The organism is Limnoraphis robusta CS-951 (assembly GCF_000972705.2).
The window spans coordinates 1-22506 of the sequence record NZ_LATL02000039.1; the positions used below are offsets into that span (position 1 = coordinate 1).

21 protein-coding genes are annotated in these 22506 nt (G+C 41.1%); 14 read left to right on the forward strand and 7 right to left on the reverse strand.

The genetic code is table 11. From position 1 onward, the window contains the following. Positions 1–698 precede the first annotated feature (698 nt). The 12 genes from WN50_RS03035 to WN50_RS03090 all read left to right on the forward strand — a co-directional run bounded on the left by WN50_RS03035 (position 699) and on the right by WN50_RS03090 (position 13159). On the forward strand, positions 699–1673 hold the full coding sequence (locus tag WN50_RS03035; protein WP_046278207.1) for a hypothetical protein: 975 nt from the start codon (positions 699–701) through the stop codon (positions 1671–1673). A 2-nt stretch (positions 1674–1675) separates the two neighbouring features. Further along, positions 1676–2083: a hypothetical protein gene (locus tag WN50_RS03040; protein ID WP_046278208.1), complete on the forward strand. Its 408-nt coding sequence runs from the start codon at positions 1676–1678 to the stop codon at positions 2081–2083. Positions 2084–2182: 99 nt separating this feature from the next. Then, complete coding sequence (locus tag WN50_RS03045) at positions 2183–2995, forward strand: hypothetical protein (RefSeq protein ID WP_046278213.1); 813 nt, start codon at positions 2183–2185, stop codon at positions 2993–2995. Positions 2996–3006: 11 nt separating this feature from the next. Next, positions 3007–3246 carry a hypothetical protein gene (locus tag WN50_RS03050; RefSeq protein WP_046278209.1) on the forward strand — a complete coding sequence of 80 codons (240 nt, stop codon included), beginning with the start codon at positions 3007–3009 and terminating at the stop codon, positions 3244–3246. A gap of 52 nt (positions 3247–3298) precedes the next feature. Next, positions 3299–4645, forward strand: a complete 1347-nt coding sequence (locus WN50_RS03055) for a glycosyltransferase (RefSeq protein ID WP_046278210.1) — start codon at positions 3299–3301, stop codon at positions 4643–4645. A gap of 115 nt (positions 4646–4760) precedes the next feature. Then, on the forward strand, positions 4761–5948 hold the full coding sequence (locus tag WN50_RS03060; protein ID WP_046278211.1) for a glycosyltransferase: 1188 nt from the start codon (positions 4761–4763) through the stop codon (positions 5946–5948). A 44-nt stretch (positions 5949–5992) separates the two neighbouring features. Then, positions 5993–8011: an ABC transporter ATP-binding protein gene (locus WN50_RS03065; RefSeq protein ID WP_049557838.1), complete on the forward strand. Its 2019-nt coding sequence runs from the start codon at positions 5993–5995 to the stop codon at positions 8009–8011. A 35-nt stretch (positions 8012–8046) separates the two neighbouring features. After that, on the forward strand, positions 8047–9018 hold the full coding sequence (locus tag WN50_RS03070) for a glycosyltransferase family 10 domain-containing protein (protein ID WP_046279793.1): 972 nt from the start codon (positions 8047–8049) through the stop codon (positions 9016–9018). A gap of 25 nt (positions 9019–9043) precedes the next feature. Then, complete coding sequence (locus WN50_RS03075) at positions 9044–10204, forward strand: acyltransferase family protein (protein ID WP_046279794.1); 1161 nt, start codon at positions 9044–9046, stop codon at positions 10202–10204. Positions 10205–10245: 41 nt separating this feature from the next. After that, positions 10246–11220, forward strand: a complete 975-nt coding sequence (locus WN50_RS03080; RefSeq protein ID WP_046279792.1) for an Npun_R2821/Npun_R2822 family protein — start codon at positions 10246–10248, stop codon at positions 11218–11220. Between the two features lie 9 nt (positions 11221–11229). Beyond that, complete coding sequence (locus WN50_RS03085) at positions 11230–12117, forward strand: Npun_R2821/Npun_R2822 family protein (RefSeq protein WP_046279791.1); 888 nt, start codon at positions 11230–11232, stop codon at positions 12115–12117. 16 nt (positions 12118–12133) lie between these two features. Then, entirely contained in the window at positions 12134–13159 is a 1026-nt protein-coding gene (locus tag WN50_RS03090) for an Npun_R2821/Npun_R2822 family protein (protein WP_046279790.1), read from the forward strand. Positions 13160–13166: 7 nt separating this feature from the next. Here the strand turns inward: WN50_RS03090 and WN50_RS03095 are convergent, their stop codons facing one another. The 3 genes from WN50_RS03095 to WN50_RS03105 form a co-directional block, all read right to left on the reverse strand. Further along, positions 13167–14774 (reverse strand): Na+/H+ antiporter, encoded by a 1608-nt coding sequence (locus WN50_RS03095; protein ID WP_046279789.1) that lies wholly within the window; start codon positions 14772–14774, stop codon positions 13167–13169. A gap of 135 nt (positions 14775–14909) precedes the next feature. After that, the gene (locus WN50_RS03100) at positions 14910–15032 is read right to left on the reverse strand and encodes a photosystem II protein Y (RefSeq protein ID WP_046279788.1); all 123 of its coding nucleotides are present in this window, start codon (positions 15030–15032) and stop codon (positions 14910–14912) included. A gap of 194 nt (positions 15033–15226) precedes the next feature. Further along, on the reverse strand, positions 15227–15760 hold the full coding sequence (locus WN50_RS03105) for a gamma carbonic anhydrase family protein (protein ID WP_046279245.1): 534 nt from the start codon (positions 15758–15760) through the stop codon (positions 15227–15229). Between the two features lie 105 nt (positions 15761–15865). Between WN50_RS03105 and WN50_RS03110 the strand changes: the two genes are divergently transcribed. Continuing rightward, complete coding sequence (locus WN50_RS03110; protein WP_046279244.1) at positions 15866–16372, forward strand: TIGR02652 family protein; 507 nt, start codon at positions 15866–15868, stop codon at positions 16370–16372. A gap of 60 nt (positions 16373–16432) precedes the next feature. Further along, entirely contained in the window at positions 16433–16873 is a 441-nt protein-coding gene (locus WN50_RS03115) for a VOC family protein (protein ID WP_046279243.1), read from the forward strand. Between the two features lie 381 nt (positions 16874–17254). Here the strand turns inward: WN50_RS03115 and WN50_RS03120 are convergent, their stop codons facing one another. The 4 genes from WN50_RS03120 to ftsH all read right to left on the reverse strand — a co-directional run bounded on the left by WN50_RS03120 (position 17255) and on the right by ftsH (position 21959). Further along, on the reverse strand, positions 17255–17839 hold the full coding sequence (locus WN50_RS03120) for a peptidoglycan-binding domain-containing protein (protein WP_049557844.1): 585 nt from the start codon (positions 17837–17839) through the stop codon (positions 17255–17257). Between the two features lie 340 nt (positions 17840–18179). Continuing rightward, positions 18180–18782 (reverse strand): peptidoglycan-binding domain-containing protein, encoded by a 603-nt coding sequence (locus WN50_RS03125; RefSeq protein WP_049557846.1) that lies wholly within the window; start codon positions 18780–18782, stop codon positions 18180–18182. A gap of 316 nt (positions 18783–19098) precedes the next feature. Continuing rightward, positions 19099–20034 (reverse strand): ADP-ribosylglycohydrolase family protein, encoded by a 936-nt coding sequence (locus WN50_RS03130; RefSeq protein WP_046279242.1) that lies wholly within the window; start codon positions 20032–20034, stop codon positions 19099–19101. Between the two features lie 77 nt (positions 20035–20111). Continuing rightward, positions 20112–21959 carry an ATP-dependent zinc metalloprotease FtsH gene (ftsH, locus tag WN50_RS03135; RefSeq protein WP_046279241.1) on the reverse strand — a complete coding sequence of 616 codons (1848 nt, stop codon included), beginning with the start codon at positions 21957–21959 and terminating at the stop codon, positions 20112–20114. Between the last annotated feature and the right edge of the window lie 547 nt (positions 21960–22506).

Below are 22506 nucleotides of genomic sequence, written 5' to 3' on the forward strand. Positions count from 1 at the left end.
CCCCTCTCTATCCCCCCTTGATCCCCCCTTAAAAAGGGGGGTGGGGCGAGGGGAGTAATAGGTTTTAGTAGTAGTAGGTTGGGTTGAGGAACGAAACCCAACATCATACCATTATTGACCTCTCCCCCAACCCCTCTCCTAGTAGTAGGTTGGGTTGAGGAACGAAACCCAACATCATACCCAATTCAGTTTACAGCTTGTCCCTTTTTCGGAGGGAAGCAAGCTTTTACAAAAAATAATTTATGGCTCTTTTATCAAGTTTATTTCTAGCTATTAAAAGCTTAGTTGGGTTTCGCTCTGCTACTCAGTTAATCAATTTTCTCCCAAGTCTTGATTCGCTCAACCCAACCTACAGGTTAACTATTAAAAGCTTAGTTGGGTTTCGCTCTGCTACTCAGTTAATCAATTTTCTCCCAAGTCTTGATTCGCTCAACCCAACCTACAGGTTAGCTAGTATTAATTTGCTATTAAAAGCTTCGTTGGGTTTCGCTCTGCTACTCAGTTAATCAATTTTCTCCCAAGTCTTGATTCGCTCAACCCAACCTACAGGTTAACTCGCTTCAGTAAATTTACGCAATTTTTGAGCTAGAAAAAAACATGAAAAATCCGTAAGTTAACGGATACGCTGAATCAGAATTTGCGCTTATAATCCTGATTATAAAAGATTGATTACGCAATGAACTGAGGACATAACATCTATGATTTTTATTATCCCGATTGTGTTGGGAGCGGTTGCTCTTGGTAGTGCGGTTTTGGGTGTGGGAGCGGGTGTATCAGCCGTTTCTAATATACAGGAAGCGGAGAAAATTGGCAAGAATGCACAAAAACGACATGATGTAGCCAGAGAACGTGCAGAACAGGAATGGAAAACAACTGAACAGCTTGCAGAAGAATATGGTCAACTGCAAATTGACGTTCAAATCCGCACAATTGCTCGGTTTATTGCTTTTATTGAACGCAATGGTCAAAAAGGTTCCCTAGACATACGATTTTTAGAAGGTTTAGAAGGCTTTTCCATTGAAGATCTCAAGGAGTACAAAGCAGAAGCTTTAGAAGCTTACAAAATAGCTATGGGAGGTTTCAAAGCAGTAGGAGCCGGAGCCGCAGCAGGTCAGGGGACGTTAACAATGGTGGGGCTTTTTGGTACTGCAAGTACCGGAACTGCTATTTCTGGACTCAGTGGTGCTGCGGCTACGAACGCAACTTTAGCCTGGTTGGGGGGTGGTTCTCTGGCTGCGGGTGGAGGTGGAATGGCTCTCGGTACAGTAGTCCTGGGAGGAATTGTAGCTGGCCCGGCTTTAGCAATCGGAGGATTTGTATTAGCAGGCGAAGGTGAAAAAGCCCTCACAAATGCGCGGAAATATGAGTCTAAAGCTAATGCTGAAATTGCCCAAATTGAAGACGCTCAGGAGGAGATAAAAAAGATACAAAAACTAATAACTGAGTTGAAAAGTTTCGTAGAACATTTGAATACTCGTGCTGTTTTAGCCTTGAATGAACTAGAATCTAAACCCTTTGATCGCGACCGAGATGCTGACAAGTTTCAACAACTAGCATTATTGGTGAAAGCGATGTCGGAAATTATGAAAACTCCAGTTTTAGATAATCAAGGACATCCAAATCCAATCATTAAAAATCTGCGCGAAAAATATGGTTATCTTCAAGGAGTATAAACATGGGTACTAAGGTAAATCATGTAGATGTTGTTAACAGTTTGACCGATCCGCTTGAATCTGTGCGTGAAATTGTGAAAGCTTGCACAGACTATCTAAAAATTGCTGAGGAGGAACGAACAAAAAGACAGGAAATTAAAGCCTGGGAAAAAACAACCATCGCTGACATTAATGCTCGACGGGATTTGTTGATTAAATATTTAGAGCTTTCCTTTGATGAACGGGCTAAGAATTTTCGTCAACTGTTTAATGTAGTGGATCAAGCTATTGATAACGGTGATAACCAACAATTAGCTTTGGCTTTACATTCAATCACTGAATTGGCAAAGTCTAGCCCGTTTAAAGAATTAGCCAATTTAACCTCGGTGAAAGCAGCTTTGAACGATCCGAATCACGAATGGACGTTTTAAGCTAATTATCAGCAGTAGGATGGGTATTGCTCATCCTACAAAACTTTGAATCTTGATTATCAAGGATTGATCACGCAACAAACAGAGGACACAACATCTATGATTTTTATTATCCCGATTGTTTTGGGAGCGGCGGCTGTTGGTAGTGCCGCTCTGGGTGTGGGAAAGGGTGTATCAGGCATTTCTAAAAAGCAGAAAGCCGATAAAATTGTCAAGAATGCACAACAACGACACGATGTAGCCAGAGAACGTGCGGAACAGGAATGGAAAACAACTGAACAGCTTGCAGAAGAATATGTTCAACTTCAATTTGACGTTAAAAGCCGCACAATTGGTCGGTTTATTGCTTTTATTGAACGGAATGGTCAAAAAGGTTCCCTAAAAGATAAACGATTTTTAGAAGGTCTAGAAGGCTTTTCTATTGAAGACATAAAGAAGTACAAAGTAGAAGCTTATAAAAAAGTGACGGGAGGCGTCAAAGCAGCAGGAGTCGGAGGAATGGCTATCGGCACAGCAGTCTCGGGAGGAATTTTAGCTGGCCCTGCTTTAGCAGTCGTAGGATTTGTATTAGCAAGTGAAGGCAATAAAAAACTCACAAAAACGCGAGAATATGAGTCTAAAATTGATGTTGATATCGCCAAAATTGAAGAAGCTCAGGAGTATATAAAAAAGGTACAAAAACAAATAAAAGAGTTTAAAAATTTGTTGGAACCTTTGAACAATCGTGCTGTTTTAGCCTTGAAAGAACTAGAATCTAAACCCTTTGATCGTGACCGAGATGCTGCCAAGTTTCAAAAACTAGGATTGTTGGTGAAAGCGATGTTAGAAATTATGAAAACTCCAGTTTTAGATAATCAAGGACATCCAAATCAAATCATTAAAAATCTGCGTGAAAAATATGGTTATCTTTAACGGATATAAACATGGGTACTAAGGTAAATCATGTAGATGTTGTTAACAGTTTGACCGATCCGCTTGAATGTGTGCGTGAAGTTGTGACAGCTTGCACAGACTATCTAAAAATTTCTGAGGAGGAACGAACCAAAAGACAGCAACATCTAAGAAGTGCTTTAGCAGAACGTCAGCCAATATTTTCCACCGAACATTTTATGAAAGAGATTTGTGAGTTTGTAGACAAAGAATTACAACCGACTATCACCTAAAAACTCAGGATAAGATAGATAAAAATGAGTAAAAACTGATTGCTGAAGTCCTATGAAAGTCGTTCAGACTACAAGCTGGTATTTTCCAGAGAGTTCGGGAGGTGTGGAAGTGTACCTGGATGGCTTGATCCAGGGGTTAACCTCACGTCAGATCGAGAATATTGTTGCAGCCCCCAAAAACGGGGATAAACCCGATGATTATCAATACAATGGCGTAGAGGTTTATCGCTATCCTCTGCATCCATCTCCCAGTCTAGCCCAACAGCGCGAACAGTCACCGCCCGGAGGGTTTGAGGACTTTTGCCAATGGTTAGAAACCCAAAATGCTGACATTTATCATCAACATTCTTGGCGGTTTGGGTGTGGGTTGCATCATCTTCGGTATGCTCGTCAATTAGGACTGCCAACTGTTGTTACTATTCATATGCCAGAAGTCGTCTGTTTGCGAGGAACCATGATGCTTAACGGTTCTTCTCCCTGCGATGGACGAATTGATCCGGTACGATGTGGATATTGCTATGGTGTTCCTGAACGCATTCCGGCTTGGGCAATATCGCGGTTGAGTCAAGTTCCTCAAGGGCTGAGTATGGGGGCGGAAACGCAACTTTTAGCCTCAAAAAACGTGCGAATGCGTCAGTTAGGTCGAACCATTAGTATACCTGCTCAAGTCGCTGCTCATGCCCACAAATTACAAGAAATGGCACAACTAGCCGATCGCATTGTCGCCGTTTGTCAGTGGCTTGAGGATGCTTTAGGCTTGAATGGAGTACCAAAAGATAAAATAGTGCTTTCTCGGCATGGGGTTAGTTATGCTTGTAGCAGTTCTCCTCGACAAAAACAACCTGATGAACCTCTGAAAATCGGTTTTTTGGGACGTTGGCAGGAAACAAAAGGAGTGCAAGTTTTAGCCGAAGCGGTTTGTCAGTTACCGAAAAATATTCCCGTTCAATTAATGATTCATGCAGTATCTCAAGGAGAACTCAGCCGAGTCAATGAAGCAAAAGTATTCGCAATGGCTGAAACTGATTCCCGAATTCAAATTAACAAAAAACTCTCCCGCGATCAAGTTCCTGAAGCGATGAAAGGGTTTGATCTTTTAGCCGTGCCTTCTCAATGGCTGGAAACAGGGCCGTTAGTCGTTCTAGAGGCTTTTGCGACTCAAACTCCTGTTCTTGGGTCTAACCGAGGGGGAATTGCAGAATTAGTCGAACATGGGGTAGATGGATGGCTGGTGGAAGCCGATCATGTGGAAGCCTGGAAAAATGCGATCGCTCAATTGGCGACTGATCCTGAATTATTGAGCAAATTACGTCAAGGGATCAAACCTGTCAGAACAATGGATGATGTCGCCCAAGACATGACTCAGCTTTATGAAGAAATTTTGAGAACATCTTCTTAAAACTAAATTAAATCACAATTTAACCCGTTGAAACACTAAAAATGATTATGATGATTCAAAAAGTGACTATACTCGTTAAAGAAGGTCTGAGAGAACGTCCCAAACGACAACTTTTATGAAGCCTGAAACGACTGCGGGAAAGTTAAAAATTTCTATCCTTTCACCCACATTGTCGAAAGGGGGTTTAGATCGAGCCTATATCTTGGGTCAAGCTCTGCAAACGCTCAATTATGATGTTGCCATTTTGGGATGTTTATTCACTGAGCGAATTTATCCGCTTCCACCTCCCAATTTACCCGTAGACTCAGTGCCAGGAGGAATTTACCCCCAACTGTTTATTTCTGCTCAACAATTGTTAAATAAAATTGATGGCGATATTGTCCTCGCTGTTAAACCCAAACCGACGAGCTTTGGTGTGGCTTTACTGAAAAAAGTATTAACTCGAAAGCCTGTTATACTTGACATTGATGACTGGGAATTAAGCTGGTGTGGCGGAGAAAACTGGAGATATCGTCCACCCTCGCTCAAGCAGTTTTATCGGGATGTCTTTAAAAAAGACGGTCAATTGAGACAGTCAGATCATCCGATTTATCTGCAATGGATGGAACGTTTGGTGTCCCGTGCTGATGCCATTACGGTTGATACAGAGTTCTTGAAAAAGCGGTTTGGTGGGGTTTATCTTCCCAATGGCAAAGACACCGAGATGTTTAATCCCCAACAATACGACCCCGAAATCAGTCGAGAACGCTATGGGTTAAGAGGATATCGAGTTTTGATGTTTCCCGGCGCTCCGCGACCTCACAAGGGCGTTGAAGATGTGTTAATGGCCTTGGATCTATTAAATGAACCCGATCTACGACTGGTGATTGTTGGAGGAAGTCCCTATGATGATTATGATCAACAACTCATGGAAAAATGGGGGGAGTGGATGATTAAATTACCGCCTTGTCCCGTTGAGAAGATGCCGGAAGTTGTGGCTGCGGCTCATGTGGTAGTTGTTCCTCAACGAGATACCGTCACCGCTCAAGCCCAGTTTCCCCTTAAACTAACGGATGGGATGGCAATGGCTAAACCAGTTTTATCGACCTGTGTTGGAGATATTCCCGAAATTTTAGGGGATACGGGTTATGTTGTCAAGCCCAACTCCCCCCAACAGCTTGCGGAAAGTATTCGCCAGATTTTTTCAAACTGGGAAGACGCACAAATAAAAGGGAGTCAGGCTAGACAAAAATGTGTGGAGAACTATAGCTTAGAAGCAATGGCTGTGATTCTATCAAAAGTGATTGCAGGTTTATCGGTTTGAGTGGGGTTCTCGGTTAATGTTTTTCCGTCAAGGATGGTCGTTTTATGTCTTCTAATCTCCCGTTTCTCTTCAAGCGTGCTAGGCGTTATCCACTCAAGATTTTTCTGACGGTTCTCCTCGGGTTTTCAGGAGCAATTTTTAATGGGATTAGTACCACGTTAATTGTTCCAGTTGTTCTCACGTTTTTGGGTCAAGAGCAGCAATTATCGGCTGATGCAGCCATTCTGAAAGTTTTGCTGTCCCCCTTTGAAAATATTCCAGAAAGCTATCGACTGGGGGTAATGGCAGCCAGCATTATTTTGGCAGTTGCCTTGAAAAATTTAACGAATTATATCGGGGGTTTGGTTTCCGGTTCGCTCGGACGCAGTTTAGTGTCTGACATGAGAGAAGATGGAATAAAACTTTTACTAGAAGTTGATTTAGATTATTACTCAAAAACCGGAGTCGGAGATATTCTGAATCGCTTATCTGGAGAAATTGGCAGAACATCCAGTGCGGTGAGTATTATTATTCAAATTTTAACGTTATCAATTACAATTTTAGTTTATCTAATTATTTTAATTTCTATCTCTTGGGAACTCACCCTCGCCTCAACTTTGTTAGTGGGAATTGTAGTTTTATCGAATCAGTTATTTATTAGACGTTCTAAAGTTTTAGGAGAAAAACTAACAGAAGTAACACGCGCTTATTCGATTGCGACCTTAGAAGCATTAGGCGGAATACGACTGGTTAAATCAGTGGCAAGTGAAGATCGAGAATATAAACGCTTGCAAAAGTTAATTATTGATCGAGAGAGAGTCAGCTTTCAAAATCAAATTAATGAGTCGGCAATTGCGCCAATTAATGAAATTACCAGTATGATTGTGATTCTCTTAATTGTTGTCCTCGGACGCCTATTTTTTGCCGAGCGAATTGAGAGTTTATCAACGGTTATTTTAACTTATTTATTCATTTTATTTAGAACTCTACCCCTACTTTCTAACTTAAATGGCGCTCGCAGTCGTTTTGCGAATGCTTATGCAGGGGTGGAAATTGTTAAAGATTTCCTCAACCGCCAAAATAAACCGATTATGAGTCGGGGAACGATTCAATTTACAAGCTTACAAGAGGGAATTCGTTTTGAGCAGATTTCCTTTGGTTATCCGGGGCAGGATAGCCTCGTTCTCAAGGAAATTAGTGTCTTTGTTCCGAAAGGGACAACCCTGGCTTTAGTGGGCGGTTCAGGTGCCGGAAAATCAACTTTAGCAGATCTGGTTCCGAGATTTTACGATCCAACTCAAGGTAGAATTAGCATTGATGGTCAAGACTTGCGAGAGTTTGATCTGCAAAGTCTCAGACAAGCGATGGGAATTGTCAGTCAAGATACCTTCCTCTTTAATACTTCCGTTCGGGATAATATTGCCTATGCTAAACCCGATGCGACAAATGAAGAAGTCATTCAAGCCGCCGAACGAGCTAATGCTTATGAATTTATTGCTCAATTACCTGACGGATTTCATACGAAAATCGGCGATCGCGGTTTATTATTATCTGGAGGTCAACGTCAACGGATTTCAATTGCCAGAGCGCTCTTAAAAAATCCAGAAATTTTAATTTTAGATGAAGCAACTTCTGCTTTAGATACAGTTTCAGAGCGATTAGTTCAAGAAGCCATTGATGAACTGAGTCGCGATCGCACAACCATTGTAATTGCTCACCGTCTTTCTACTGTTCAAAAGGCTGATCAAATTGCAGTGTTAGAGAAAGGACGATTAGTAGAACTCGGAACCCACGATGAACTTCTCGCAAAAGGAGGTCAATATGCTAAATTGTATACGATGCAATTTGCCGATGAAGCTGAACGTGATCAAGCCATTATTAGAAGTTCCTATGACGTTCGTTCTCGTCTCAATCCCATGATTGGTTTCCTACAGTTATTATCAGATGATTTAATTGATGATCCAGACGAACGATCTGAATTGATTAATGAGTCCTATCGGTCTGCAACTCATATTCTAGAAAGTTTGGAATTTATAGAAGACAGTGTTAAACTGCGGATGAATCGCAACATCTCATCAACTTAAAAGCCCACATGATTCAATGTTTAGACAGGTAAAACATGAACCCTAAAACTGTTGGTATGATTACCAGTTATCCCGGAGAAAATCAAAGTGATTGGTTGTGGCAACAAACCCCTGAGAGCTTTGGAAAATGGGGTAATATTATCATCCGAGCTAATGCTCCTCAGCCGGATTTTCTGCTCCTCTATCAGTTTGATTTTCCCCGCAAATCAACCCCCAAAAAAAAGATATCTCTGCGAGAACGTCTTCGTCAACTGCGTCAACCTAAACCACCCGAACCCAATCTTCAAGAAAAATTTCGGGGTGTTCCTAAAGAACGAATGATTTATCTACTAAGAGAACCTCCTCTTGAGGAAATATTAGAAATTAATCAACATAACTATCAGCAAGCTCAACTGTATTGTGATTATGTTTCAGGGCCGGATCAGTTTGCTCCCGTTCCTGATTATATGCCTGCCATTTGGTATCATGGTAACTCTTTTCGAGAACTCAATGAGATGGCATCCCCTGAAAAAATTAGAACCTGTTCTTGGATTACATCCGGCGTTAATCGTTCTCAAAATCATCAAAAAAGACTCAATTTTTTAAAACAAATTGTTGAACAAAAGTTTGAGGTTGATCTCTATGGTCGCAATTTACCAAGCTGGTCAAATGCTCAAGGTTCTCTCAATAATAAATGGTATGGTATGGCTCCATATTATTACAATCTATCGATTGAAAATTATGCCGAAAATGATTTATATGTCAGTGAAAAACTTTGGGATGCTTTATTAGCTTGGTGTTTACCCATTTATTATGGAGGGCCAGCCGCAGATAAACTTTTACCCCCCGGAAGTTTCTTGCGTTTACCGAGTATTGATGAAAAAGGAATTGCTTTTATTAAAGAAGTAATTTCTACCCCAGAACACTGGTATGCGGCGAAAGAGGCGATCGCAGAAGCTCGACAAATTATTCTACACAAGCTGAATTTAATGGCTTGGTTAGATGGCTACGTTAGTAAATTTTTATAGAAGCATTGATGCTCTAAATTTTCCTATGATTAATCGAACCTCAGACCGACTTTTAGAACTCGATGTTTTTCGAGGTTTAGCGGCATTAGGAGTGGTATTCTTTCATTATACCAGTCAATATAGTACCCTATTTCAACACTCACCTGAAGTTAAATATTATTTTGGGATGGGGCGACATGGGGTTGAGGTTTTCTTTCTTCTCAGTGGCTTTGTAATTCTGATTACATTAGAACGAACCAAAAGCTGTTGGGATTTTATCATTAAGCGGTTTGCTCGTCTTTATCCGGCCTATTGGGTGGCGATCGCCCTGACATTTATAATCGTGGCTATTGCTAAACTTCCAGGACAACAAGTGAGTTTATGGGAAGCTTTAGGTAACTTAACAATGCTACAAGAATTCTTCGGTATTCCTCATGTTGATCCGGTCTATTGGACACTAAAAGTTGAGATTTGCTTCTATATTATTATGCTTGTTATCTTTCAACTCAGACTTCTAAAACACGTTGAAGCTGTGATGACAGGTTGGTTAGTTCTCGCTTTGTTTTATTCTCTGAAAACTTATCTCGCACGTTGGGGTGTAGACGGAATTTTTTCTCCGGGTGTTGAGGAAACAACTAGCCTTTTTTTAAACTTTCCTGTCTTAGATTATAATGTAATACAGATGGGAATGACAGAAGGAACGGGTTCAATTCAAGGCATTCGAGATTTATTTAGAGAAGTTTTGATTATTAAATATGCTCATCTTTTCGTGGCTGGTTTAATTCTTTATCGCATTAAACAATATGGGTTTTCCCTGCGTCGAGGGTTGATTCTTCTGGTTTGTATTTTAGCTCAACGAGTCGCTTATTCTTGGGAAACGTCTTGGGAAACAACTGTTTATGTTGCAGTGTTTATCGGATTATTGTACTTAGCCATTCAAGGATATTTATCTTTTATCAATCTCAAACCTTTGATTTTTCTCGGAACAGTTTCTTATACCATTTATCTGATTCATCAAAATCTTGGTTATGTGATTATTCGTCAGTTTTACCAATACAATATCAACCCCAACTTAAGCATTATTTTCGCAATATGCGTTTCGATAACCTTAGCAACATTGATCACCTTTTGGGTTGAACAACCTGCTAATGAATGGATTCGCAAGAAATATAAAGAATATCAAAGCAAAGCAGCAAAGATCGCATAACCGCCTAAAATTGTTAATCAATCTATTAGGAGACTAAAAAGATGACAAAGGGAATTTGTACACTCGGAAATGATGTCGTTTACGATCAACTGGTCGCTTTATTGAATAGTATTGAAGCGATTCTCGGCCCAGAGATGCCTGTTTGTATTCATCCTTTTGATGATCGCATGGAACGAGTGGCAGCAGAAATCGAAAAGCGACCCAATGTTTTCATTTACGATGATGCTGAATCGATTCAACGTTGGGATGAATTTATGTTAGCCGCAGCACCCGAACGACTCAATCGCAAATTGCGACTTTATGGCGCTCATCGGCGTTTTTGTGGGTTTGATGGGCCTTTTGATCAGTTCATCTATATGGATGCAGATACACTGGTAATGAACTCTTTGGATGCCGTGTTTCAAAAACTAGATGAATATGATTGGATTGTTTATGATTTTCAGTTCCTTGATCCCACAAAAGTTTATAATTTACAATCTCCCAAACTTCTGAATGTCTTTGAAAAAGAGCGGATTGATTCAGAGATTTTTTGTTCGGGCTTTTATGGTGCTAAACGAGGCTTATTTAATCAAGAAGTTCGTGATTTTATACTATCAAACTTGCAAAATGGAGAATATGATATTTTATATGATGGAGCCGGAGAACAGCCCTTATTGAATTATATGGTGATGCGTTCAGGAATTCCGAGTTATAATTTTGCCTATAGCTTACCAGAAGGTGAGAAAACAGGGTGTAGCGTTACTTCTAAACATTTCCAAGAACAAGATCACATTTTATATGACAAAGGAAATCGACTCACCTATTTACACTATATTGGAGTCAAACCTCAAACGATTGAAAGTGTGTGTCAAGGCGAAAATTTAGCCTTTCCCTACCGTGATTTATTCCTGTATTATCGCTATCTTCACGAACCCGAAAATCGTCCTGTTTTTACCAGTCCACCCCCGGAGCCGAAATCCAGTTCAAAACCTAATTTATTGAAACGAATTTTGAGAAAATTAAAATTAACCCAATGAGGAGCAAACATCATGCGTGGAATTTATATTGTTGCCAATGATCGAGTGATGGAAAATGCGATCGCTTTACTCAATAGCATTCGCTGTTATAATAAAACTGTGCCTATTTTTCTGATTCCGTTTAACGAAGACTATCATCAAGTGGCTGAAACGTTAGGTCGTTTACATGACGTTAAAGTTTTTCCTGATTTAGATTTTCTTGAACAGTTAACGCAACAAATCGGAGAAATTTTTGATCGAGATTTTCTTAAACTTCCCAACAAAATGCGAAAGCTAGCTGTTTGGTTTGGGCCGTTAGATGAATTTCTCTATATTGATACAGATATTGTTGTTTTTGAGGATATTGTCGCGAATTTAGACTATCTTTCTGAGGTGGGTTTTTTCTGTTGTGACTATCATTTTTCCGGTCAAAAATTGCGGAATATTTTTTCCCCGTTTGTTGTAGAACAAAATATTTTCACCGAGAAAGAACTAGAAGATGTTTTTAATAGCGGGTTTTGGGCTTCTAAAAAAGGGATAATTAGCCTAGAACGACTCTATGAAACTTTGAAAGAATGTTCACAACATCGAGAATATTTTGATTTTAGTGAAGGTGTTACCGATCAACCTATCCTCAATTATTTGGTTCTCAAAAACATTCCCAAGCGGGGAAATTTAGTTAAAATACCCGAAGGCGGGCCAGGAAGTTGGGCAGGTTCAACTCATTTTCAAGAAAAAGATCATATTCTTTATGATCATGGGAAACGTCTACAATATATTCATTGGGCGGGGACTCGAATGCAGCCCGGTTGTCCCTACTGGAATATTTGGGAATATTATCGCTATTTGCATGAGGGAAAACCCGCATGGCAAAGAAAATTAAGCCGTTTTTTACCTTTTTTAGCAACTCGGACTTAACATTAGGAGTAAACCCATGACTAACGGTATATACACATTAGCGAATGATGTGGTTTATGATCAGCTTGTTTCTTTACTCAACAGTATGGAAGTTAACGGAGCCAAAGAACTTCCGGTTTGTGTCATTCCTTATGATAACCGATTAGATAAAGTCCGATCAGAAATTGCATCCCGAAGCAATGTTACTCTTTTTGACAACTTAGCATCCATTGAGTTTTGGGAAGACTTTGCAACTCAGGCTTGGACAGCCCACGAAAAAGCTCAAAAAGCTTGGAAACTTAAAGGATGGAAACAGGTTCATTGTATGGGAATGCACCGAAAATTTTGTAGCTTTGATGGGCCTTTTGAGAAATTTGTTTATTTTGATGCAGATACTCTTTTAATGAGTTCTCTAGATTATATCTATGAAAAATTAGAAGAATATGATTGGGTGGCTAATGACTTTCAATATCGCTCTGATCCCAATTATGTTTTTGATTTTTCATCAAATAAACTCGCTCATATTTTTGATATTGAAAAGCTTAAACAAGGAATTTTCTGTGCGGGTTGGTTTGCCTCTAAAAAAGGAGTTTTAAATCGAGGAAATTTGGCCGATCTGTTAAATAAATTAAAAGCAGGAGAAGCGGAGGTCATGTCTCTTAGAGGAACAGATCAACCTTTATTTAATTATCTCGTTGCTCGCAGTGGTGTTTCCTTCTATAATTTTGCTTATCATGGCATAGAAACGGCTACGGGAAGTCATTGGTCTTCAAAATTTGATGAGATTGAGCATGTATTGTATGACAACGGTAAACCCATCACTTATCTTCATTATATGAGCGTTTCGTCTTCAAAATTTACGAAACTCTGTGAAGGGGAAGATACAGGTATCCCCTATAAAGATTTATTCTTGCATTACCGCTATTTGAACTCTCCAAACGAACGCCCAACACTCAAGCATCCAAGTTGGTTGGAACAGAAAAAACGAGCTGTTTCTAAGTTTTTAAATCAGAAAATTGACAATTTAAACTATAAACTTCGTCAGCTTCAAAGTCGAGAATAAAATCCGGTTATGTAGATTGTTGTTCCGAAGTTAATTCAACTTCTTGCTGTTTTTCCTCCTGTCCTTCAAACACCTCCCAAAGAATCGGCGAGATGTTATTATCAAGACGACCTGAACGAATTAACTCTGCATAGGTATTGGCTTCAATATCAACCATTTCTTCTAACAACAACTTGAGACTTATTTCTTGGAGTTGGGGATGTTGTTCTTGAAGTTTATCAAGTTTCTCTTTAACTTGAGTCAGTTCTGAATTGACTAATTCGGCTTGATATCGATAAAATTCTGGCTCAACTTCTTGTCGGCGAATGACATCTGATAAATGATTTCTGACTCGGTTTAAAGCTACACGACGAGCGAGTAATTCTTGATATTCTTGTTGCAGGGGTTGATCACCAATTAACCCTAAGATGTTTAATAAAGGTTGGGTGGTTAAGCCTTGAACCAATAGCGTAAATAATACGACTCCAAAGACAGTCGCAATAATTTCATCTCGTTGTTGTAACGCAGTCGGGACACTCAACGCCAACGCGATAGAAACCGAACCCCTTAAACCTCCCCACCACAAAATCGTTTGAATTTTGAAATTGATTTTAGAATTGGCTAACCCATTACTGATCGCACTTAAGCCATAGGTACTCATTGCTCGAGTAATAATCATCCCCGCAATTGCAATGAGAATGGGTTGAATATTAGCCGCTAAACTGGGAAATTGAATCTGATCGCCAATCAACAGAAAAACAATTGAATTGACAAAAAACGCGAGAAATTCCCAAAATTCACTCACAATAATCCGAGTTCGGGGATTCATGCCAATGCGAGAACCAAAATTCCCTAAAATCAAACCAACAATAACGACTCCAATCACACCAGAACCGCCCAACTGCTCCGTAACAACATAGGTGCCATAAGCAGAAACCAGAGTTAAAGACTGTTCAACTAAGGGAGAATCAAACCGTTGAGTTAAGTAAGAAATTCCAAATCCAATTAAACATCCAACTCCCGCCCCAATTCCAACAAAAGTAAAAAATTGTAGTAAGGTTTGGGACACTGAAAACTCAGAGGTTCCCATCGGTATCGCGACTAATATACTAAAAGCGACAACCGCCACTCCATCGTTAAAGAGACTTTCTCCTTCCATTAAGGTTTTTAGACGTTGGCTAGCGCCTAATTCCTTCAATAACGCGACAACAGAAATCGGATCAGTTGCAGATAGACTCGCCCCGACTAATAAAGCGATCGCTCCGGGAATTCCTGCAAACCAACTTAACCCGAAAGCGATACCAACAACCGAAATAATTACCCCAACAATGGCAAACAAGGTAACGGGAATTAAATCTCGTTGCAACTCCCGCCACTTCATATTCCAACTCGCTTCAAACAGTAACGGGGGGAGGAAAATTTCTAAAATCAATTCTGGGGAGAGGTTGACGAGGCGAATATCCTCAAATGCTAGAATTAATCCGACAATGACTAACAGCAGGGTAAAAGGAATCCGACGAAACCAAACAAACAGCCGGGATATTGTTGCGACACTCAGAGAAACCAGTAGAACCAATAAAAATTGCTCTAGGTTTTGCTTGATGGCGATTTCACTTAGGGCGGTTTCTGGAGTCATAGGATTAATTAGGGGACAATAAAGCCAAAAACACTCCCCATCATACCAAGCTCTGGGAATTCTCCCCAAACTCAAAACCGACCATCCTCTAAAAATGAGAGAACAGTCGGCAGATGCTATTTGCGAGTCTGAGTCTTATTTGCTACTCAAAAAGGTTTGAGCTTGTCTGAGGGCAGCGGCACCAACATTAAACAAAGCCCAGCCTCCAGCAATCAAGAGCGGCAGTAAAACCACAACGAGACGAAAATCGAAATCCATTTGTTCTCCTCCAGTTTCTTAAAAAAATTCTCATAACTTTATTTTTATCTCATTTTTTGCTTTTGCTCAATTAAAAAGTTTTATAGGGTGTCAGGTGTCAGGTGTCAGGTGTTGGGTAGGGGCGGGTTCTACCCAGATCTATGTTTTCCTAAAAATAACTCAGATCAACCCGCCCCTAGACTAACGGCTTATTGCTAGCTTGCCTTCCTCCGATGAACCAACGCTAATTGCTCATACTTTTGGGCGTGTTCGATCAAGTCAGCCGCTTCGGCTTCTGACACCTCTCGCAAAGATTTAGCAGGAACACCCGCCACCAACGTTCGGGGAGGAACATCTTTCGTCACAACAGCGCCTGCTCCGACAATACTACCACTACCGACTCGCACGCCATTTAAAATCACCGCCCCAATGCCGATCAAGCTTCCTCGTTCGATATAAGCTGAATGCACGACTGCTCGATGTCCAACGGTGACAAAATCTTCTAATACTGTCATCTGGCCTGGATCACCGTGTAAAATTGCGCCATCCTGAATATTGGTACTCGCTCCGATAATAATCCGTTCAACATCTCCTCGAACCACTGCTGAGTACCAAATGCTCACCCCTGAAGCCACTTCTACCCAACCCATAACCATCGCATTAGGGGCGATAAAAGCCGCTTGTGAGAGATCAGGAACAGGCCAGTCTATAGGATGATTACAGAAAGATTGATCGGCATGATTATTCATGGCTTAATCATTAATTGATGGCTAATTCGGCAAATATTCACCGGGAGGAAAGAATCACCCCCGCTATAATAGAGTCTACAAGCTCTGGTGCGAAACGTATTCACCATGAATTCTGCCTTGCAGTACCCTATATTCGGCCCGGAAATTCGCTGTCCTCACTGTCGTCAAAAGATTCCTGCTTTGACGCTGACAGATACCTACTTATGTCCTCGTCATGGCGCTTTTGAAGCTGATCCAGAAACGAGTGAATTAGTCCATCTTCAGTCAGGACGGCATTGGCGTGAGTGGAATGGGGAGTGGTATCGACAACACACCCATCCTGACGGGATTCGATTTGAAATTCACGAGGCGTTAGATCGGCTCTATACTCAAGGCTATCGTGCCACTCGCGTCATTATTGCCCAACGCTATCGAGAGTTGATTAGTTCTTATCTCGAACGCAGTACCCCTTGGCGAGAGCAGTCGGATACCGCTCAACCCAAACTCTATGGTTTACCTGTTGATTTTAGTCCTGATCCTCAAGATGAACCTTGTTGGAATGTGATTAATTTTGATTTAGAAAAAGAACAAGATGTGCCGATTCCCTATCCTTATTTTCGCTTGTTTGAATAAATCATGGTAAATTGATCGCCGTTTCTCAGCTCACTCTAAACACTCAACCCCCCATTTTTCATGCACCATGCCTCTATTCGCACTGCTGATATTCATCGGGCGATCGCTTTTTATCAACAGCTCGGTTTTCAGGTTTGTGAACGGTTTACAACAGGTTACACGTTGGCTTGTTGGATGGAAGGATTAAATGGGCGAATTGAATTGATTCAAATTCCTCAGCCCTCACCCCCACCCGATGCTTTTGGCGATGAGCATTATGTGGGATATTATCATCTTTCCTTTGACTTGAGTGCCGCTACTCCCGATTTACCTCAATGGTTAAATCATCTCAAAGAACAGTTTCAGAAGGCAACTCAAGAACAACCGGATTTATACCAACCGTTGAAGATTCTACTCGAACCGACTCAGCAAATGATTGGAAATTCGGTTTATGAAGTGGCTTTTATTGCTGATACAGATGGTTTACCCTTAGAGTTTATTCGCTTACTGAAAGCGGAATAAAAAGAGTTAATCGGAAATCGCGATCGCCAGTAGTAAAATACACAATTCAATGGGTTACATTTGATTTCCCCTCCCGTTCAATTTCCAACCTTTTCTAGAGTTTTACAGGTAATTTCGGCTAAAGTAGACTGTGAATGTTCAGTATTTACTACGGTAAAGGCAAAACTTTAATTTGTCGTTACAGAAAATCTCTGAACTTTAATTAGAAGTGATAATTCTCAACTGAAGTGATTCTCAGGTTTTCTCAGGTTTTCTCAGGCGCCTATAAATTGAAGTTGATCGGAAAAACCCGATCTCTCAAGAGAAACCGGGTTTTTTAGCTTTGAATGTTAACCGACGAAATTTTAGGGAGTGGGGAAAAATCCCCCATCTCTCAGGTGATTATTCACCTAGTTTCCGCCAAGTGTATTTACCCACAATACCGTCAACTGTTAAACTTTTATTGGCTTGGAAAGTTTTAACGGCATCCAGAGTTTGTGGCCCAAAAATGCCATCAATATACAGCCAAAAGAAACCGTGGTCATACAGACGCAATTGAAGACATTCAACCGCATCACCGACATCACCTTTGGAAAGGACAGGCATCTGAACATCGTAGGGATAGGATGTAGGTACAAACGGAGAATAGAACTTCTTACCGAGAGGAAATTCTTGTCCGCACAGCGCCCGCCAGGTATATTTCCCGATAATTCCATCAACAACTAAGCCACCATAATTCGCTTGAAAATGCTTAACAGCCTCTTTCATTTGGGGGCCAAATTGTCCGTTGAAACCGATGTTATATTTGTAAGCGATTAAACGTTGTTGTGCGAAACGAACCGCCTCACCTGCGGCACCTAATTTTATAAGAGGTAGGACAATTCCGCTCGATTTAGCCGCAGCATATTGAATCGGTTCAGAAGCGGGAATAGCAGTAGCAGTTGCAATTGCTTGTCCGTTGGTTTCGATGTTGGTCGTTGCACTCATGGTTGATCTCCTAGACTAATAAACAAGAGTTAATTGTGTTTTGTCTTGTTTGCTTTACAACTCTAATATAGCCGCTATAATTGCCAGGTTAAAAGTCGCTTTTTTGTGTTACTTTAGTTGAGTTATCAACAGTTATTCAATTGATTTAGCTCATCTAAACTACAGTAAAAACAACATCATTAAACTCAAAAATAAAATCGATAAACTGGAATGAATTGTGTGTTTTAACCCGGGCCGCCATACAGAAACCCGCTTTCAAAGAGAAAACGGGTTTTTAGGGTGTGTTCCCTTCTACAAACGAATGGGCTTAATCGGGGGATTTCCCCCCATTTCGAGGTGATTATTCGCCCAACTTACGCCAAGTTTCTTTCCCAACCACACCGTCAACTTTTAAACCTTTATACCGTTGAAAAGCTTCCACTGCTTGGCGAGTTTTTAGACCAAAAATGCCATCAATATACAAGGGATAGGAAAGTTTGAAATCAATGTCAGACAGACGCAATTGGAGACATTCAACCGCATCGCCGACAGAACCCTGATAAAGTTCAGGCATATTCACATCGTAGCGGTACCGTGTCTCTACAAACGGAGAATAGAAACTCCGACCCAAGCGACGAAATTCTGCGTCACCGTTACACAGCGCCCGCCAGGTATTTTCTCCGATAACTCCATCAACAACTAAGCCACCATAATTGCCTTGAAAATGCTCAACAGCCGCTTTCATTTGGGGGCCAAATTGTCCGTTAAACTTAATTGGATATGCGTTAGCAATTAAACGTTGTTGGGCGAAACGAACCGCCTCACCTGCTAAACCTAATTTTAAAAGAGGTAAGTCAATTCCCCGAGATTGAGCCGCAGCATATTGAACCGGTTCAGAAGCGGGGATAACAGCAGCAGTTGCAGTTGCTTGTCCGTTGGTTTCGATGTTGGTCATTGCACTCATGGTTGATCTCCTGGATTGATAAACAAGAGTTAAAGTTGTTTTCCCTTGTTCGATTTATGTATCTAATCTAATCGATGAGATCGAAGTGTTAACAGTCGCTTTTTTGTGTTACTTTTGATAATTTTGCGAACTGTAACACAAGTGAATTAACTCATTTGAGTCACAGAAATAAAACACATTGTAGAGGCATAAGGCTTGCGCCCTAAATATTAAAGCTTGATCAATATCTCTAACTTTTAGCGGGTGTCAAGGCTATAGCGCTATGCGCTATATTTGGCGATACTACTTTACAGCCATTGAATAATCACCTCCTCACTCAAACAGGATAACGGTCTTCTAACTGTTGAGCTAAATTGAGAATATCGTCTTTTCTCGCCAGTACCTCTACCCATTCAGAGGGAATATTTTCGAGTCCATAATAAATCCCCGCTAATCCTCCGGTTACGGCTCCGGTGGTATCGCTATCATCGCCTAAATTAACGGCTTTGAGAACAGCTTCAGCATAGGAAGATGTGGTCAACAAACACCACAAGGATGCTTCTAAGGTATGCAAAACATAACCACTCGATTCAATATGTTTACTGTCTAACGTCTCAATATCTCCGGGGAAAACTCGTTTAAAATATCTTAATTGCTCGGCAAATTCTCCTTGTTCATACAAGGGTTTAATCCGTTCAAGACCCGTTAAATAAGCGTCTTTGAGCGTCATTCCTTCCAATAAGCTGATGGCGATGCTAATATAAATTCCGCAAGCCATTTGCGATCGCGCATGAGCATGAGTGATTTTAGAACAGTCGTGAACTTTAGCAATTAAATCTTCAAAAGACTCTTGTTTGTAGAGGAAAGCGAAGGGCAAAATTCGCATCAAAGAACCATTTCCATTACTGCGATCGCTGGTTTCTCCGGCTTCAGTTGGGGGAACTCCTTTTCGCAAACGATTAATCGCAATTTGAGTCGTTACCCCAATATCAAATACACCGCCTCTAGCCGTCCAAAATCGCTCTCGATACCACCGACAAAACGAATCTGCGATCGCGTCTAAATCATAGCCTTGATGACATAATACATCCGCCAAACAAAGCGTTAGAGAACTATCATCAGACCAAGTTCCTGGCGGTTGATTATAAGTACCGTAGCCAGTCATCGTCGTAACGGGGTGAAGACGTCGTTCAGATCGCACATGAAATTCAACCGGAACGCCTAACGCATCTCCCACACATAAACCAATTAATGCCGATGCGATTTTACCCATGACATCAAATTCAACCTATTCTTTTCTACTATTTTACCCCTTGTTAATTTCTCTGAAAAAAAATTAATCAAATTCTCTTAATTGAGGGGCTGAACCCGATCCAGCCAAGCTTGTAATTCTTCCCCTTCGACGACTTCTGTTGCTAATAACTGATTAGCTATTTCATCTAACAAAGCGCGATTTTTCTTTAAAATATCCAACGCCAAGTGATGGGCCGCATCCACAATTTCTTTAACTTCTAAATCAATCGCTTCGGCTGTTTTTTCACTCATATTTCGACGACTATTGGATTCATTTCCTAAGAAATTTGCTTTGCCCCCTTTCCCATAGGCTAACGGCCCTAAAACCTGACTCATGCCGTAGGTTGTCACCATCCGTTCCGCTAGGTCTGTCGCCCGTTGGAGGTCATCAGAAGCGCCGTTTGTGACCCGTTGAAAGACTATTTCTTCAGCCGCCCGTCCGCCTAATAAAGTGGCAATTTGTTCGCGAAATTCGGTTTCATCCATCAAAAATCGGTCTTCTGTTGGCAGCTTTAACGTATAGCCTAACGCCCCCATTCCACGCGGAACTATCGAAATTTTAGCCACCTTTCCACCACCCGGCATTAACGCCCCAATAATCGCATGACCGACTTCGTGATAAGCAACAATTTTCTTCTCTTTTTCATTGAGAACCCGGCTTCTTTTTTCTAACCCGGCAACGACTCGTTCTATCGCTTCTTTAAAATCTTCTTGGGCAACAGTTTTACGTTGATTTCTGGCTGCTAATAACGCCGCTTCATTAACTAAATTCGCTAAATCTGCACCGCCAAAACCGGGAGTTTGGGTGGCAATTTGATGTAAATCAACATCGTCTCCCAGTTTAACTTTTTTCGCATAAATCTCTAAAACGGCTTTACGCCCCGCCAAATCTGGACGGTCAACTAATACCTGTCGGTCAAACCTTCCCGGCCTTAATAACGCCGCATCTAATGCTTCTGGGCGGTTGGTTGCGGCGAGTACAATGACTGTCTGATCTCCAACGGTAAACCCATCCATTTCTGTTAACAATTGATTGAGGGTTTGTTCCCGTTCATCGCTGCTACCACTCTGCATCCCGCCACTACTTCTTGACTTGCCAATAGCGTCTAATTCATCAATAAAAATAATACAAGGAGCCTTCTTTTTCGCCTGTTCAAATAAATCTCTAACCCGTGCCGCGCCCGTCCCGACAAATAATTCTACAAACTCCGAAGCAGAAATACTAAAAAAGGGAACTCCCGCCTCTCCAGCTACCGCTTTCGCCATCAACGTTTTACCTGTTCCGGGCGGCCCAACTAACAATACACCTTTAGGAATTCTTGCCCCAATTTCGGTATATCGTTTAGGATTTTTGAGGAAATCAACAATTTCTGCTAATTCTGTTTTAGCTTCTTCAACGCCAGCAACATCGGCAAAAGTAATTTTATCAGAAGCCCCCTCAACATAAACTTTCGCCTTACTTTTACGAATTGACAGGGAACCTCCTGAATCCCGTTTTCCTAAAAACTGAAAGGCTGCGACTAAAATTAACGGCGGAATAATCCAACTCAACAGCACATATAAGCCACTATTTTTCGGAGGCGGTGCCGCTTGAAAAACAACATTATTTTGTTGTAAACGTTTGGCTAAATCGGGGTCAAAAATCGGCGTAGTTGAGAGTAATGGCCCTAACTCATCTTGCTTTTCTCCTTTGAGGCGATAGCGAATTTCATTATCCCCCACCTGCACCCCGGCAACTTGCTTGTTTTCGAGTTGTTGAATAAAAATACTGTAAGGCACACGCGGCACTCGTTGTTGACGAGGTAAAACTAAATAAGCCGCAAATAAAAGACCGGAAATAATTAATAAAATTTTACCAATTTGTTGGGAGTCGGGGAATCGAGATTTCTTTTTTTTAATACTCATTGCAAGTTTAGGGGTAGCGGAGAATCAGTAGGGGTTTTATCCCCCTAAATCCCCCTTAAAAAGGGTGACTTTTAAGTTCAGTTCCCTCGATTTTAATCGGAGGTGAGATCCCCCTAAATCCCCCTTAAAAAGGGTGACTTTTAAGTTCAGTTCCCTCGATTTTAATCGGAGGTGAGATCCCCCTAAATCCCCCTTAAAAAGGGTGACTTTTAAGTTCAGTTCCCTCGATTTTAATCGGAGGTGAGATCCCCCTAAATCCCCCTTAAAAAGGGTGACTTTTAAGTTCAGTTCCCTCGATTTTAATCGGAGGTGAGATCCCCCTAAATCCCCCTTAAAAAGGGTGACTTTTAAGTTCAGTTCCCTCGATTTTAATCGGAGGTGAGATCCCCCTAAATCCCCCTTAAAAAGGGTGACTTTTAAGTTCAGTTCCCTCGATTTTAATCGGAGGTGAGATCCCCCTAAATCCCCCTTAAAAAGGGTGACTTTTAAGTTCAGTTCCCCCCTTTTGAAGGGGGGCTAGGGGGGATCTAATTTTCAAGGGGGCTAG